Genomic DNA, 14822 nt, shown 5'->3' with positions numbered 1-14822 from the left:
CGCACTATAAGCCGGACGCCCGAAGGGCGGCTAGCATGCCTTGAGTTGTGGCAAAGTGCCAGTCCCGCTCGGCTGGACTGCCATCCATCATTAAGGTAGCTTTGCCGGTTACGTGGGAGCGTTCCAGCTCCTAGAATCAGACTTTCTTCAGCGCGCACGCATTGGTCCCTATCAAGCGGTCAGCGCGCACGGTCTGGCCGGGCCTCGCCCGCGCTCCAATCATTCATCTGTCACTGACCCAAGGTTCTCCATGGCTCAATACGTCTTCACCATGCATCGGCTGGGAAAAGTTGTTCCGCCGAAGCGGGAAATCCTGAAAAACATTTCGCTGTCTTTCTTCCCTGGCGCCAAGATCGGCGTGCTCGGCCTCAACGGTTCGGGTAAGTCCACGCTGCTGAAAATCATGGCGGGCGTCGACACCGAATTCGAGGGCGAAGCCCGTCCGATGCCGGAACTGAACATCGGCTACCTGCCGCAGGAACCGATCCTGGATCCGACCAAGACTGTGCGCGAAGTGGTCGAGGAAGCGGTCAGCGTGATCAAGAACGCCCAGGCTCGCCTGGACGAGGTCTACGCCGCTTACGCCGAGGAAGATGCCGACTTCGACAAGCTGGCTGCTGAACAGGCCAAGCTCGAGGCGATTCTGCAGGCCAGCGATGGTCACAACCTGGATCGTCAGCTGGAAGTGGCGGCCGATGCACTGCGTTTGCCCGCCTGGGACGCCAAGGTCGAATTCCTCTCCGGTGGTGAAAAACGTCGTGTGGCGCTGTGCCGTCTGCTGTTGTCGGCTCCGGACATGTTGCTCCTGGACGAACCGACCAACCACCTGGACGCCGATTCCGTCGCCTGGCTGGAGCACTTCCTCCATGACTTCCCGGGCACCGTGGTAGCGATCACGCACGACCGGTACTTCCTGGACAACGTTGCCGGCTGGATTCTCGAACTCGACCGCGGCGCCGGTATCCCGTACGAGGGCAACTATTCGGGCTGGCTTGAAGCCAAGTCCAATCGTCTGGCTGCAGAATCCAAGCAGCAGTCGGCCCATGAAAAAGCCATGAAGGAAGAACTGGAGTGGGTGCGCAAAGGCGCCAAGGCCCGCCAGTCCAAGTCCAAGGCTCGTCTGCAACGCTTCGAAGAAATGCAGTCGCAGGAATTCCAGAAGCGTAGCGAAACCAACGAGATCTACATCCCGGCCGGTCCGCGCCTGGGTGACAAGGTCATCGAGTTCAAGAACGTCTCCAAGGGTTACGGCGATCGCGTGCTGATCGACAACCTGTCGTTCTCCATGCCCAAAGGCGCCATCGTGGGTGTGATCGGCGGTAACGGCGCGGGTAAATCCACGCTGTTCCGCATGTTGATGGGCAAGGAGACTCCGGATTCGGGCACCATCGAAGTCGGCGAAACCGTGCAACTGGCTTGTGTTGACCAGAGCCGTGAGGACCTGGATGGCAGCAAGACGGTATTCCAGCAAATCTCCGACGGTTCCGACCAGATCCGCATCGGCAACTACGAGATCCCGTCGCGTACCTACGTGGGTCGCTTCAACTTCAAGGGTGGCGATCAGCAGAAGTTCGTCAAGGACCTGTCCGGTGGTGAGCGCGGTCGCCTGCACCTGGCCCTGACCCTGAAGGAGGGTGGCAACGTCCTGCTGCTCGACGAACCGTCCAACGACCTCGACGTTGAAACCCTGCGCTCCCTGGAAGAAGCCCTGCTGGACTTCCCGGGCGCCGCCATTGTGATCTCTCACGATCGGTGGTTCCTGGACCGCGTGGCGACGCACATCCTGGCGTACGAAGATGACTCGCAAGCAGTGTTCTTCGAAGGTAACTACACCGAGTACGAAGCCGATCGCAAAAAGCGTCTCGGCGAAGCAGCTGCCCAGCCGCATCGTGTACGGCACAAGAAACTGGCCTGATTCTGGGTTGGTTGCATGAAAGAACGGAGCCTTCAGGCTCCGTTTTTTTTGTTCTGTTTTTCAGGGATACCGAGTGGAATTCATCGCCGGCAGGCCAGCTCCCACAAAGTTTTGTGCAGGCAATAAATCTCGATTCACCACCCATCCCCTGTGGGAGCTAGCCTGCTAGCGAGGGCGGTATAACTGTTGGTGCATTTCGTCGAGTCGATCTCCCTATTCAGGTGCAAAATCGGTCGAAAAACAGGCTTATTTATATCCTGTGCACCATTTAATTTCATAAAGGCGACATGTTGCGCTGTTCCTGTGCGCGATTCGTTTGTTAAAGTCCGGCTCAATCTCTCCAACGACAATAAATTTGCCGAGACTTTCCATGATCGAATCCGTTGAATCCTTCCTTGCCCGCCTGAAAAAACGTGACCCCGACCAGCCCGAGTTTCATCAGGCTGTGGAAGAAGTCTTGCGCAGCCTCTGGCCGTTTCTGGAAGCCAATCCGCGCTACCTGACTTCCGGCATCCTGGAGCGTATCTGTGAGCCGGAGCGGGCGGTGGTGTTTCGTGTGTCATGGGTCGACGATCACGGCAAGGTGCAGGTCAATCGGGGCTTCCGCATCCAGATGAACAGTGCCATCGGTCCGTACAAGGGCGGTCTGCGCTTCCATCCGTCAGTGAATCTGGGCGTGCTGAAATTCCTCGCGTTCGAACAGACGTTCAAGAACTCCCTGACCTCGTTGCCCATGGGGGGCGGCAAGGGCGGCTCGGACTTCGACCCCAAAGGCAAAAGCGATGCTGAAGTCATGCGCTTCTGCCAGTCCTTCATGAGCGAACTGTACCGGCACATCGGTGCAGACGTTGACGTGCGGGCGGGCGATATCGGCGTCGGTGCCCGGGAGATTGGCTTTTTGTTCGGCCAATACAAGCGCCTGAGCAACCAGTTCACCAGCGTGCTCACAGGCAAGGGACCGAGCTACGGCGGCAGCCTGATTCGCCCCGAAGCCACCGGTTTCGGCTGTGTCTATTTCGCCGAGGAAATGCTCAAGCGCCAAGGCGCAACCGTCGAAGGCAAGCGCGTGGCGATCTCGGGTTCTGGCAACGTCGCGCAGTACGCGGCCCGCAAGGTCATGGACCTGGGCGGCCAGGTCATTTCGCTGTCGGACTCCGAGGGCACGCTGTACTGCGAAGCTGGTTTGACTGAAGAGCAATGGCTGGCGGTACTGGAACTGAAAAACGTCCAGCGCGGGCGAATCAGTGAGTTGGCTGCGCGCTTCGGCCTGGAGTTCCGCGCCGGTCAGAGCCCATGGGATCTGGCCTGCGACATCGCGCTGCCATGCGCAACGCAGAATGAACTCGATGCCGAGGCCGCTCGCGCATTGCTGCGCAACGGCTGCATCTGCGTGGCCGAAGGCGCCAACATGCCGACCACGCTGGAAGCCGTGGACCTGTTCATCGAGGCAGGGATTCTGTTTGCGCCAGGCAAGGCGTCCAACGCTGGCGGCGTCGCCGTAAGTGGCCTGGAAATGTCGCAGAACGCCATGCGCCTGCTGTGGACGGGCGGCGAGGTGGACAGCAAACTGCACGCCATCATGCAGTCGATTCATCACGCTTGCGTGCACTACGGCGAAGAGGATGGCCGGATCAACTACGTCAAAGGGGCAAACATCGCCGGCTTCGTCAAAGTCGCCGATGCCATGCTCGCCCAAGGGGTGGTCTAAGCCGGTTCGATGCGGATGATCTCGATCAGTTGATCGCCGGCCGGGCGTTGCCACAGCACCTCATCCCCGAGTTGCGCCCCAAGCAGCGCCCGGCCCAGCGGCGAGCCCCAGTTGATCAGGCCCGCCGATGCGTCCGCCTGATCCTCACCCACCAGCTGGACGTTCTGTTCGGCGTTGTGCTCGTCGGCAAACGTCACTCGACTGCCAATCTGCACCTTTTGCGTCGAGCTCGCGGGTGTGATCACTTGCGCGCTGAGCACGCGCTGGTTGAAATAGCGTAAATCCCGTTGCAGATCCGCCTGGCGCTGCTTATCCACCTTTTCTCCCTTGGCCGACTCAGCGCTTAGCTGCTGCTGCAGTTCGGCAACCTTGGCCTGCAACTGGATCAGTCCAGTGGGTGTGACGTAGTTGGGCTGCGCGCTGACCTGCCGTTCGACAGGCTGATCGGCTTGCGCAGCGGCGTTATCTTCATTGACGAAGGCGCGACTCATGGTTTTCTCCCGTAATAGGGTTTGGGCCATGGTCGCAGGCATTTAGTTTCGACGGATGCCCGTGAGCGATTCATTGCGAGCGATAGGCGTGCGCCGCATCCTGGTCCTTCTGTTGTTGCCAGGCCTTATCGCGGTCATCCCAATGGTGGCTGCGATAGTCTGCGCGCTCTTGATTTTCCAGCATCGCCTGGCATTGGCGAAAGCCATCGCTCCAGCCTTCGGCATAGTGCGGGTCCTTGAGATAGCGCGGGACGTTTTTGCGAAATTCACCGGTCATCGCCCCGGCCGCCTGGCGACCACTGACGCAACCGTCATCGAAACCGTCGGCGAAGGCCGGCGGATAGCCCTTGGCGATCAGGTCTTCGTGGGTCGACTGGCAACCCGCGCACAACAGCAGCAATCCCAACATACCTGCGCAACGCCACATCTCAGACTCCTGACCGTTCGACGGCCTATGCAGTCAGTCTAGAAGTCGAGTCGTTGTCGGGATGTGAAAGGAAGATCAAAAGATCGTCCGAACGCGGCTCGAGCCTTCGGCAGCACCTACAGGTGTGCGCGATCGAATGTAGGAGCTGCCGAAGGCTGCGATCTTTTGATCTAGTAGTGATACCACTTCACTTCAAGCATCACCTCATTCTCAGGCGATGCCATGTGGCTGAACTCGCGCTGCGCACTCAGGCGCAGCCCCAGGTTTCGCGACAGCTCCCACTGCTGATTCAAGCTCACACTGCGCCGCACCTCGCCATTGGTGAAAAAATCACCTTTGGTTTCCAGGCTGAAATTACCCAGCGGGTTTTTCCACAGCACCCCGGTATTAAATCCGGCGGCGGGGGCGATGAATTCGGCGAAGTCATTGTTGTGCTCAACCCGCACGGTGCCCATGACAAACCCGAGCATGTCTTCGCTCAATTGCCATGTCCCGCCGCCACCACCGTTGACGTGACTGACCAGGTTCTCGTCATCGTGTTTGCCCGGAACGCGTTCCAGGCCGCCGGTGACTTGCCAGGACAATGGTTGCAGCAGCTCGTTGCGCGGGGTCAGCGAGCGAATCGTCGCCAGGTCCAACTGCTGGAACTGCCAGCGGTTGCCTTCGTACTGGCGCAATTTCATCTGCAGAATTTCGATCTGCGCGCCCAGGGGGAAGCTTTCGGCGTTGTCGTTGAGGTCATGGTAGGCCATGCGCAAGCCGTACTCGGCGAAGGCTTCATCGCCCCGAGTGCCGATGCCGGCCTGCCAGGTGCGCGATTCATGACCGTCCTCGGGCAGGCCCGGTTGCGCAATATCAAGCGCCGGCGCCGGGTTCTGATTGATCGCCCGCAGCAGTTCGAAACTGCGCTGGGAGCGCTCAGGGTCGCGTTCCTGGCCGTTGGCGCGGTAACGTTCCAGGCGATACGCGGCGTCGATGACCAGCGCCTGGCGATCGCGCGGCAGGGCCTTGAAATCTGCGCTCTGAAGCTGCTTCTGATCGGCGCTGACTTTCAGTACCCATTGTTGCTCTTCATCAGTCAGCGGCTCGGCACGGCTCAGCAGTTCACGCTCCCTGGACGGACGATACTGGATGGACTCGACCAGGCCGGCCTCTTTCACGGCCTTGACGGTGTCGGTAGGGATGGCCGTGAGGGGGAATTGTTCGGTCAGGCGCAGGCTCGGTCGCGCCACTTGCAGCAGCTCAAGCAAGCGATAGGAGCAGTTTTCGTCGAAGAAAAAATAGTCGAACTGGATCTGTTTCAGTTCCCAGACGTGCTCGACCATGCGCGCTGTTTCTGCCTGGGTCAGGTTCAGCCGGTATTCCCACAGGTCGCGGTTCTCCAGGCTGCGGTATTCCGAGAGCTTTTCCTGGTAGGGCACCAGCGCAAACAGCCCCGGGTAGCCCCCCATAAGGCCTTTCCAGGCGTAAAGGATGCTGTTGTCGGCACCTTCGATGTAGGCGCCGAAGTTGATCGCATAACTGAGTAGTGAAGTCTTGTCGCTTTGCACGCCAGCCTGGTCAATGCGCAGCAGGGTGTGACCAAACATCGACGACGGGCTGTTCAGGTAGGCCGCTGGAAAGATCATCACCGCACTGTCGGGGGAAACGTCCTTGAACCATTGCTTGAATTCAGCACATTGCGGGGCCGGCAAGTCCGTCAGGTTCAGTTGCGCCTTGAGCCAGCGGGTGCGTGCCGGGTAGACGCATTGCGCGTGTTGTTCGCCTTTGCTTGCCGGGGCGTACAAGGCCTGCACAGTGGCGGCCAGTTCGCGGTCCGGATGTTCGTTGCCGTCCGGCGCGAGGAAAAACTTCCGGTCACTGACATAGCTGCGCCAGCCACCGAGCTTGGCAGTTTCGTAGTGGCCCAGGGAGATCCAGAATGGGTCGTTAGCCAGTTGCTGCAAACGTTCAGAGTCGATGTTTGGCGCGGCGGACAGCGGGGCGCAGGCACAGAGCGCCAACCAGGCAAGGCGTTTGAGCATAGTGGGCAACTTAATGGAAAGAAACAAAGACCCAAGGGGGCGCAGGTCCAAAAAATAAAACCCGCCCCCCAAGAGGAGCGGGTGGGTCGAGCTTATGCTTGAGTGGCGTATTTGGCCAGGCGAGCATCGTTCTTGATAACGGACAGGGTGTTGGTATGCACGTCTTCAGCGGTTACATCCGCCTTGCTGAAGATCTGCTGGAAGTGCTCGTGGGTAACTGCTGCGAAATGCTCACGATCTTCCGGCGCCACGCCCAGTACCACGGCATAGGTCGTCAGCGCTTCGCCGTTGCCTTTAGCCATGTCTTCGGACAACTCATTCATCATGCCATTCATGGCCAGCCAGGATTTGCCGCCATAGGTCAGCGACGCGTTAGTCGAGCAACCGTTGGTACCCGATGTCATACCGAACGTTGCGTTACCGGAAGTGCCGTTGGTGGTGGATGCCAGGAAGTGAGCCGGGGTGCCACGCTGACCTTCGAACAGCATGTTGCCCCAACCGCAATCCGGACCGCCTGGCGCCTGAGCCATGGCGTTGATGGATACAGCGGTGAAGAGAGTACCGAGAAGAATCCGTTTCATAGCTTTGTTCTCTTTATGTGCATACCAATGGACAGGGCCTGGCCCGATCTGGCGCCAGTGGGCCGGTTATTGTTCCAGCCGCGCAATTTGGAGTTTAGGCACGTTCCAAGGGTTCCGTTACTTTTTGCTAAATATTCGTCAAAACATCCATTTAGCCCCGGCCAGCCTGACGATGGCGGTTTGGCTATGCTTTGACTGAAGGCGCGCCTTGCAAGTGGGGTGGAGGCAGCGCCAGAATGCCGCTATCTGCCCCGCCTGATGTAAGGAAGCCCGATGCCTGATCCTGTTGCTGCCAGCTTGCGTCTAGCGCCCGAAGCGCTGACTCGTCCGTTTTCCGCTGAACAGTTCAGCTTCTCTACCACCAATGATCTGGAGCCCTTTCGCGGTGTGCTTGGCCAGGAACGTGCGGTCGAAGCATTGCAGTTCGGCGTGGCCATGCCACGCCCCGGCTACAACGTATTTGTCATGGGTGAGCCCGGCACTGGCCGGTTCTCGTTCGTCAAACGCTACCTGAAAGCCGAAGGCAAACGCCTGCAGACCCCGGCAGACTGGGTCTATGTCAATAATTTCGACGAGCCGCGCGAACCCCGGGCCCTGGAACTGCCTTCAGGCACCGCCGGCGCGTTTATCGGCGATATCAACACCTTGATCGACAATCTGGTGGCGACGTTCCCTGCGGTGTTTGAACACCCGTCCTATCAGCAAAAGAAAAGTGCCATCGACCGTGCATTCAACCAGCGCTACGACAAGGCGCTGGATATCATTGAGCGCCTGGCGCTGGAGAAGGACGTTGCGCTGTACCGCGACGCCAGCAACATTGCGTTCACCCCGATGGGGGATGGTAAGGCCCTGGACGAAGCAGAGTTCGCCCAACTGCCCGAAGCCGATCGCGAGCGTTTTCACGATGACATTTCCGGCCTCGAGGAACGGCTCAACGAAGAGCTCGCCAGCCTGCCGCAATGGAAGCGTGAGTCGAGCAATCAACTGCGCCACCTCAATGAAGAAACCATCACCCTGGCCTTGCAGCCATTGCTGTCACCGTTGTCGGAGAAGTATGCCGAGAACGCCGCGGTCTGCGGTTACCTGCAGGCGATGCAGGTCTACCTGCTGAAAACGGTTGTCGAGCAATTGGTCGACGACAGCAAGATCGACGCTGTCGCCCGCAAGATGCTGGAAGAACAATACGCCCCGAGCCTGGTGGTCGGTCATTCGGCCAGCGGCGGCGCACCGGTGGTGTTCGAGCCGCACCCGACTTATGAAAACCTGTTCGGACGCATCGAGTACAGCACTGACCAGGGCGCGCTCTACACCACGTATCGGCAGCTGCGCCCGGGTGCACTGCACCGCGCTAACGGCGGTTTTCTCATCCTGGAAGCGGAGAAAATGCTCAGCGAGCCATTCGTATGGGATGCGCTCAAGCGTGCCCTGCAGTCGCGCAAGCTGAAGATGGAATCGCCACTGGGTGAGCTGGGCCGCCTGGCCACCGTGACGCTGACCCCGCAAAACATCCCGCTGCAGGTCAAGGTCGTCATCATCGGGGCTCGGCAGCTGTATTACACGCTGCAGGACCTCGATCCAGACTTCCAGGAGATGTTCCGCGTGCTGGTGGATTTCGACGAAGACATTCCGATGGTCGACGAAAGCCTGGAACAGTTTGCCCAACTGCTGAAAACCCGCACCTCGGAAGAGGGCATGGCGCCCTTGACTGCCGATGCGGTGGCGCGCCTGGCGACCTACAGCGCGCGTCTGGCTGAACACCAGGGGCGCTTGTCGGCGCGCATCGGCGACCTGTTCCAGCTGGTCAGCGAGGCGGATTTCATTCGTCACCTGGCGGCGGATGAAATGACCGACGCCGGGCATATCGAGCGAGCCCTCAAGGCCAAGGCCACCCGTACCGGGCGGGTCTCGGCGCGAATCCTCGATGACATGCTGGCCGGAATCATCCTGATCGACACCGATGGCGCGGCCGTGGGCAAGTGCAACGGCCTGACGGTGCTGGAAGTCGGCGATTCGGCCTTCGGTGTGCCAGCGCGTATTTCTGCCACGGTTTACCCGGGTGGCAGCGGCATCGTCGACATCGAGCGTGAGGTCAATCTGGGCCAGCCGATTCACTCCAAGGGCGTGATGATCCTGACCGGTTACCTCGGCAGCCGCTACGCCCAGGAATTTCCGCTGGCGATTTCCGCGAGCATCGCGCTGGAGCAATCCTACGGTTACGTGGACGGTGACAGCGCGTCGCTGGGCGAAGCTTGCACGCTGATTTCGGCGTTGTCGAAAACACCGCTCAAGCAGTGCTTTGCGATCACCGGCTCGATCAACCAGTTCGGTGAAGTGCAGGCGGTGGGCGGGGTCAACGAGAAGATCGAGGGCTTCTTCCGACTCTGCGAGGCCCGCGGCCTGACGGGTGAACAAGGTGCAATCATTCCGCAGGCCAACGTGGCCACGCTGATGCTCGATGAGAAGGTCCTGGCGGCGGTGCGCGCCGGCCAGTTCCATGTGTACGCAGTGCGCCAGGCCGATGAGGCCCTGAGCCTGCTGGTCGGCGAACCAGCCGGTGCACCGGACGAGAATGGCGAGTTCCCGGAGGGCAGCGTCAACGCCCGGGTAGTGGAGCGCCTGCGGGTGATTGCGGAAATGATCAGCGAAGAGGACATGAGGGAGGCGGAGAAGGAAGCGGCGCAGGAAGCCTTGGTGGAGGCCAAGCCGGCCTGATAGGCCCCTGAGGTTTCACCACTTACCTGTGGGAGCGAGCCTGCTCGCGATGACGGAGTGTCAACCAGCTGATATTTTGGACGACACACCGCCATCGCGAGCAGCCTCGCTCCCACCTGTGCATCCGATTAAACTGTGCAAAGTGCCATCACTCTGGCGCCAATATTCACACAATGACCATTCGGCGCCTTGTGGTTCTACCTGGCATGCTTTCCAGACTTTTCTTCTATTCTCAGGTCAAGGATATCGACAGTATCACTGGATCGAAACAGTCTTCTGATGGAGGCTGAATACCGGATCTACCGAGGGTCGCCGCCATGTCGCGCAACCTCTGCCTCACCCGACAATGCCTGGGCCTTGTGACCCGTATCGAATGCGCCGTGCGCCCCCTGGCGGGAGACAAGGGCATGTGGACCTTGCTGTTTGCTGCCGGAATGGCGGGCGAACAACCTTCTGCCATCAAGGCACAGGGACCTTTCCATGGCCCATTTGTGGCTGAATCAATCCTCGACACTATCGTTGAAAGCCTGACCTTGCATGGTTATCAACTGGCCGACGACCCGCAAATCTGGTGCCTGCACTTGCAAGCCCAGCTGCGGGAAATCAATGGCGGACGCACGCGCAACCTGGCCGGTTTCGAGTTCCGCCCGGATCACTGATTGGGCTATTGATCAAGGCTGGCGGTATCAGCCTTGTCGAGCTTGACCTCAAACCCATATTGCACGGTGGTGAGATCGATCCGCTGATAGGTTTCCAGGCGGGCAGGCCGGCCATAGAAGTAGTGCACGCCCGTCAAAGCCGGGCCCTCCGGGCTCGCATCGTGACTCACCGCAAGTATTTCCTTCAGGTAATTACCACTGTCGTCCCGGGCGTAGAAACGCCAGTCCTGCTCCGGGAATGCCTTCATGTCGACCAGCAGGGCATTGCCTTTGAGCTCCAGGCCCTTGGGCAGTTGACCAGCGTCCAGGGTTTTCTTCTCGATGCTGGCCAGGAACAGCGGGATCGAGCCTACGGTATAGGCAGGCGTCTGCGGGAACAGGTTCAGGTCATAGGTGATGGTGCCGCGCAGAGGATCGACCTGGAACGCTTCGGGTGGCAATTCGATCGGCTCGTCACGTTTGCCACTGGCGTCTTCGGTGAAGAAGCTGACCGGGCTGTCACCGGGGTTGAAGGAGCTGCCCAGCAGTTCGTCGTTAAAACTTCTCCTGTGATCGAACTCGATCTGCGCGGCGCTCGGGTCATCGACCGACTGACGAATGCTCACGCCTTTTTTCAGTTGGTCTTCACTGAGGGTCGCGCCTTTGAGCCAGTTCGCAGCCTGGTCGTCGTACACCACCACTGGTAGCTCAAGGGTCTGGATGGTTTTTTCCGTGGTGCGAGGATCGAACCGGCGTACCGGCAAATCGAGGTCCTTGCGGGTCACTGTGGCGGTGGAGAAATCCAGTACGCTAACTTCCAGGGCGTCGATCGGCCCGTTGAAATAGACCTTCGAGTAATGCCTGGTTTGCTGCTTCTCAAAGGCCCGCTGCTGCGATTCGAGTTGTTTCTCGAAGGCCTCGCTCCAGGTTTTCTGCTGCTGCAATAACGCCAATTGCTTTTGATAAAACGCAATTTGCTCGGCCGTTTCGTTGATCGAGCCCGAACGCGAGAGAAACTGCCCGGTGCTGTCCCTGGCCTGGACGATCAATGGATTCAGGGGCGTGTCAGCTACCTCGGCAGCCATTGGGGCGCTATTGCTGAACTCGATTTCGGCGTAATTTTTTTCAAGCTTCAACAGTTTGACGCTGAGGTTTTCGTTACTGCGAGTCTGGCCGACGTCCTTTTTGGTCAGATTGAAGCTGTACAATCGACGCGGCGCGATAACTTCCACTTTGCCCTGCAGGCTGACGGGCTGAGGCTGGTGTTTGTTGTCGACGTCAAGGCCATCGATGAAGGGGTAGGTGACGGTCAGGTCATCGGGATTGGTCAGGTTGGAGCTCGAGGGGCTCAACTGGATGCCGGGATCGGTCTCCGACCACTCCGGCTGGAACCCGATGACGCGTTTGTTGCTCAGTGTCACCGACAGCCATTCCACGCCATGGGGGAACACAAAGGTATCCGGAATGTTGAAATTGAAGGGGAACACCGGCTGCAGGTCGGTCAGGTAGTCGGAGCTGGAATCCTTGTGCAGCACGAACAGGCCGTTGATGTAGGTGTCGACCAGCGCCTGAGGCGTGGGGTAGTGCTTGAGCACGGCGAGCGCATCGTCGCTGTATTCGGTTTCCAGCGGCTTGCTGTCGAGCTTGAGTTGCGCACGTTCGAGCAATAACAGCGAGCCACCCAATTCGGCGACGGCATCCTTGAGTTTGGGATCTTCGATGGCGTCCAGGGACTTTTCGAACCGGGCCGTTTTCTCTTCGAGGCTGACCTGGGCTTTTTCATCGCTGGGCGAGCAGGCGCCCATCAGTAAAGCCAGGCACATTCCGGCGCCCGTCAAAGGCAATCGCACATCCATTTTCCCGTCTTCCTGTCCGATGTCGCTGAGCTGTCAATTGTTTCGACACTAGCAGAAAAAACTTGTCACATATGCGCAGGTTGTGGATTTTCCGCCTGTTTCTGGGTGTAACAGCGGACTGTTATACTCGCGACCATTTCAGCCCAGGTGTGAGATTTAATGGAACGCTTTATCGAAAATGCAATGTACGCCTCGCGCTGGCTGCTGGCGCCGATCTATTTTGGCTTGTCGTTGGGATTGCTGGCTTTGGGGCTGAAATTCTTTCAGGAGGTCTTCCACGTCATTCCCAGCGTGTTCTCAATGGCCGAATCGGATGTGATCCTGGTGCTGCTGTCGCTGATCGACATGGCGCTGGTGGGTGGCCTGCTGGTGATGGTGATGATTTCCGGGTACGAGAACTTCGTTTCCCAACTGGACATCGACGACCACAAAGAGAAGCTCAACTGGCTGGGCACCATGGACTCGTCTTCGCTGAAGATGAAAGTGGCAGCGTCGATCGTGGCGATTTCCTCGATCCACCTGCTGCGGATCTTCATGGACGCCAAGAACGTCGATCCCGAGCACCTGAAGTGGTACGTGATCATTCACATGACTTTCGTGGTGTCGGCCTTCGCCATGGGTTACCTCGACAAGCTCACCAAGCACTGATCACGGCCACTGTGGGAGCGAGCTTGCTCGCGATGGACTTCAACGATAACGCGGGGTTCTGAATGAGCGCGGGCCTTGAGTTCTCCGTCGGAACGCCGCCCGGAGCGAGCTCGCTCCTGCAGTCTCAGGCAGTGAACCGGACGAGCGGTGTGGTTTTTGGCTTGTGCTTTGAAGCGACGAAGCCTATCCCTGTAAAGGTCCTGGCCCGCCACCGTTCGAGGTGCATCAATGAACCTGCAAGAGCTCAATGCCTTTGCCATCGCCCACAAGGTCGATGAGCTGAACCTGATTTCCCTTGAAGGCGGCATCTACCTGTTGGAGGCGCGCATGCACGGCGCAGCCTATCCATTGAGTGATGCCCGCGGCAAAGTGCTTCATCTGCGCTCGGTGGAGCATGCCCGTGAAGTGCTGCATGCTTTTCCCACCTTGCCATTCAACCTGGTGCACACCTCGGTACATGACGAAATGTGCGGCCTGGGCGCCAGTGCCGAGGAGAGCCTGAAGGTGCCGATCGCCTTCCGTTCTGCCTGGCAGGGCTGAGGGCTCTAATCAACCGATTGGCAACTGTGCTAGTCTGCTGGCCCTTTTGGTTCCGGGCGCTCCGGGACGCGCTGTGTACGCACGGCATGTTCCGGGGCCGTCCGCACAGCGGAGCAGTGTCATGTCCGAAGTAAATCTGTCCACCGACGAAACCCGCGTCAGCTACGGTATCGGCCGTCAGCTGGGCGACCAGCTGCGCGACAACCCGCCACCGGGCGTTAGCCTGGACGCGATCCTGGCAGGTCTGACCGACGCCTTTTCTGGCAAGGAAAGCCGTGTAGGCCAGGAAGAAATGTCCGCCAGCTTCAAGGTCATTCGCGAAATCATGCAAGCTGAAGCCGCTGCCAAGGCTGAAGCTGCAGCAGGCGAAGGCCTGGCCTTCCTGGTTGAAAACGCCAAGCGTGACGGCATCACCACCCTGGCTTCGGGCCTGCAATTCGAAGTGCTGACCCAGGGCGAAGGCGCCAAGCCAACCCGTGAAGATCAGGTTCGTACTCACTACCACGGCACCTTGATCGACGGCACTGTGTTCGACAGCTCCTACGAGCGCGGCCAGCCTGCAGAATTCCCGGTTGGCGGCGTGATCGCTGGCTGGACCGAAGCCCTGCAACTGATGAACGCTGGCAGCAAATGGCGTCTGTACGTGCCGAGCGAATTGGCTTACGGCGCTCAAGGCGTTGGCAGCATTGCGCCGCACAGCGTTCTGGTGTTCGACGTCGAGCTGCTCGACGTTCTGTAAGCCTATGCCTGTCCCTGTGACAGGCTAATGTGGGAGCCAGCCTGCTGGCGATGGGGCGACCGGGTTTTGTTCAAGACCGAGTTGACACCATCGCCAGCAGGCTGGCTCCCACAGTTTTTATCGTACAGGTCATATTTCGATCTTGTGTTGCAGCTCATGCGCAGGGCGCAATGCCCGGGCGTAGCAGAACAGAAACAGGTTACGCACCAGCTCCTTGAGTACGACCGGTTCGCTGGAACTCAGGCCGTTGACGTCCAGATCCCCCTGGTCCTGCAGTTCGTTCAGGGCTTCTTCTTCAAGCACCGCACAGACTTCACCGGTTTCCCGATGCAGGATCCTGAGGTAAGGGTGTGGACGGTCAAGCCAGGCATCGATCAAATAAGTCATCAGTCTCATCTCCATTGATTTTGGGTTCAATGAGAATAATTCTTATTCATCAAATAGCAAGGACCTATTGGCGGTTTGCGCTTTTTTTCGGGTAAAGATTGCGTAAGGTCAATACGGCTGGCGCCTGGCCATCGCGGGGGGGGGGGGGGGGGCCCA

13 protein-coding genes are annotated in these 14822 nt (G+C 59.1%); 7 read left to right on the top strand and 6 right to left on the bottom strand.

What is annotated here, in order from left to right:
* The first annotated feature begins 250 nt into the window (after positions 1–250).
* Together ettA and gdhA are read left to right on the top strand one after the other, a co-directional pair.
* The gene (gene ettA, locus IMW75_RS24435; RefSeq protein WP_045059336.1) at positions 251–1915 is read left to right on the top strand and encodes an energy-dependent translational throttle protein EttA; all 1665 of its coding nucleotides are present in this window, start codon (positions 251–253) and stop codon (positions 1913–1915) included.
* 370 nt (positions 1916–2285) lie between these two features.
* Positions 2286–3623 carry an NADP-specific glutamate dehydrogenase gene (gdhA, locus tag IMW75_RS24430; protein ID WP_205893986.1) on the top strand — a complete coding sequence of 446 codons (1338 nt, stop codon included), beginning with the start codon at positions 2286–2288 and terminating at the stop codon, positions 3621–3623.
* On the opposite strand, the gene IMW75_RS24425 is transcribed toward gdhA, so the two are convergent.
* The 4 genes from IMW75_RS24425 to IMW75_RS24410 form a co-directional block, all read right to left on the bottom strand.
* Complete coding sequence (locus IMW75_RS24425; protein ID WP_205893985.1) at positions 3620–4114, bottom strand: GreA/GreB family elongation factor; 495 nt, start codon at positions 4112–4114, stop codon at positions 3620–3622. The genes gdhA and IMW75_RS24425 overlap by 4 nt on opposite strands.
* Before the next feature lie 70 nt (positions 4115–4184).
* On the bottom strand, positions 4185–4541 hold the full coding sequence (locus IMW75_RS24420; RefSeq protein ID WP_205893984.1) for a hypothetical protein: 357 nt from the start codon (positions 4539–4541) through the stop codon (positions 4185–4187).
* A 170-nt stretch (positions 4542–4711) separates the two neighbouring features.
* Positions 4712–6565, bottom strand: a complete 1854-nt coding sequence (locus IMW75_RS24415) for an Lnb N-terminal periplasmic domain-containing protein (RefSeq protein WP_205893983.1) — start codon at positions 6563–6565, stop codon at positions 4712–4714.
* Between the two features lie 92 nt (positions 6566–6657).
* Positions 6658–7146 carry a DUF3015 domain-containing protein gene (locus IMW75_RS24410; protein ID WP_045059341.1) on the bottom strand — a complete coding sequence of 163 codons (489 nt, stop codon included), beginning with the start codon at positions 7144–7146 and terminating at the stop codon, positions 6658–6660.
* Between the two features lie 273 nt (positions 7147–7419).
* On the opposite strand from IMW75_RS24410, the gene IMW75_RS24405 reads away from it, so the two are divergent.
* Both IMW75_RS24405 and IMW75_RS24400 read left to right on the top strand, forming a co-directional pair.
* Positions 7420–9858 (top strand): Lon protease family protein, encoded by a 2439-nt coding sequence (locus IMW75_RS24405; protein ID WP_045059342.1) that lies wholly within the window; start codon positions 7420–7422, stop codon positions 9856–9858.
* 317 nt (positions 9859–10175) lie between these two features.
* Complete coding sequence (locus tag IMW75_RS24400; RefSeq protein WP_045059343.1) at positions 10176–10517, top strand: PA4575 family protein; 342 nt, start codon at positions 10176–10178, stop codon at positions 10515–10517.
* Positions 10518–10522: 5 nt separating this feature from the next.
* On the opposite strand, the gene IMW75_RS24395 is transcribed toward IMW75_RS24400, so the two are convergent.
* Positions 10523–12352, bottom strand: coding sequence for a hypothetical protein (locus IMW75_RS24395; RefSeq protein ID WP_205893982.1), 1830 nt, complete (start codon positions 12350–12352; stop codon positions 10523–10525).
* Positions 12353–12511: 159 nt separating this feature from the next.
* Here IMW75_RS24395 and IMW75_RS24390 point away from each other — a divergent pair, with 159 nt between their 5' ends.
* The 3 genes from IMW75_RS24390 (at position 12512) to IMW75_RS24380 (ending at position 14279) form a co-directional block, all read left to right on the top strand.
* Entirely contained in the window at positions 12512–13000 is a 489-nt protein-coding gene (locus IMW75_RS24390; protein WP_045059345.1) for a TIGR00645 family protein, read from the top strand.
* 228 nt (positions 13001–13228) lie between these two features.
* Positions 13229–13540, top strand: a complete 312-nt coding sequence (locus IMW75_RS24385; protein WP_205893981.1) for a DUF6482 family protein — start codon at positions 13229–13231, stop codon at positions 13538–13540.
* Between the two features lie 121 nt (positions 13541–13661).
* Positions 13662–14279 carry a BamJ family beta-barrel-assembly machinery protein gene (locus IMW75_RS24380; RefSeq protein ID WP_205893980.1) on the top strand — a complete coding sequence of 206 codons (618 nt, stop codon included), beginning with the start codon at positions 13662–13664 and terminating at the stop codon, positions 14277–14279.
* A 129-nt stretch (positions 14280–14408) separates the two neighbouring features.
* On the opposite strand, the gene IMW75_RS24375 is transcribed toward IMW75_RS24380, so the two are convergent.
* Complete coding sequence (locus IMW75_RS24375) at positions 14409–14666, bottom strand: PA4570 family protein (protein ID WP_045059348.1); 258 nt, start codon at positions 14664–14666, stop codon at positions 14409–14411.
* Between the last annotated feature and the right edge of the window lie 156 nt (positions 14667–14822).

This window comes from Pseudomonas gregormendelii, from assembly GCF_017114825.1.
Classification (GTDB): domain Bacteria; phylum Pseudomonadota; class Gammaproteobacteria; order Pseudomonadales; family Pseudomonadaceae; genus Aquipseudomonas; species Aquipseudomonas gregormendelii.
The sequence above is the reverse complement of the archived record's forward strand: the minus strand, read 5'-3'. Positions and strand labels throughout refer to the sequence as shown.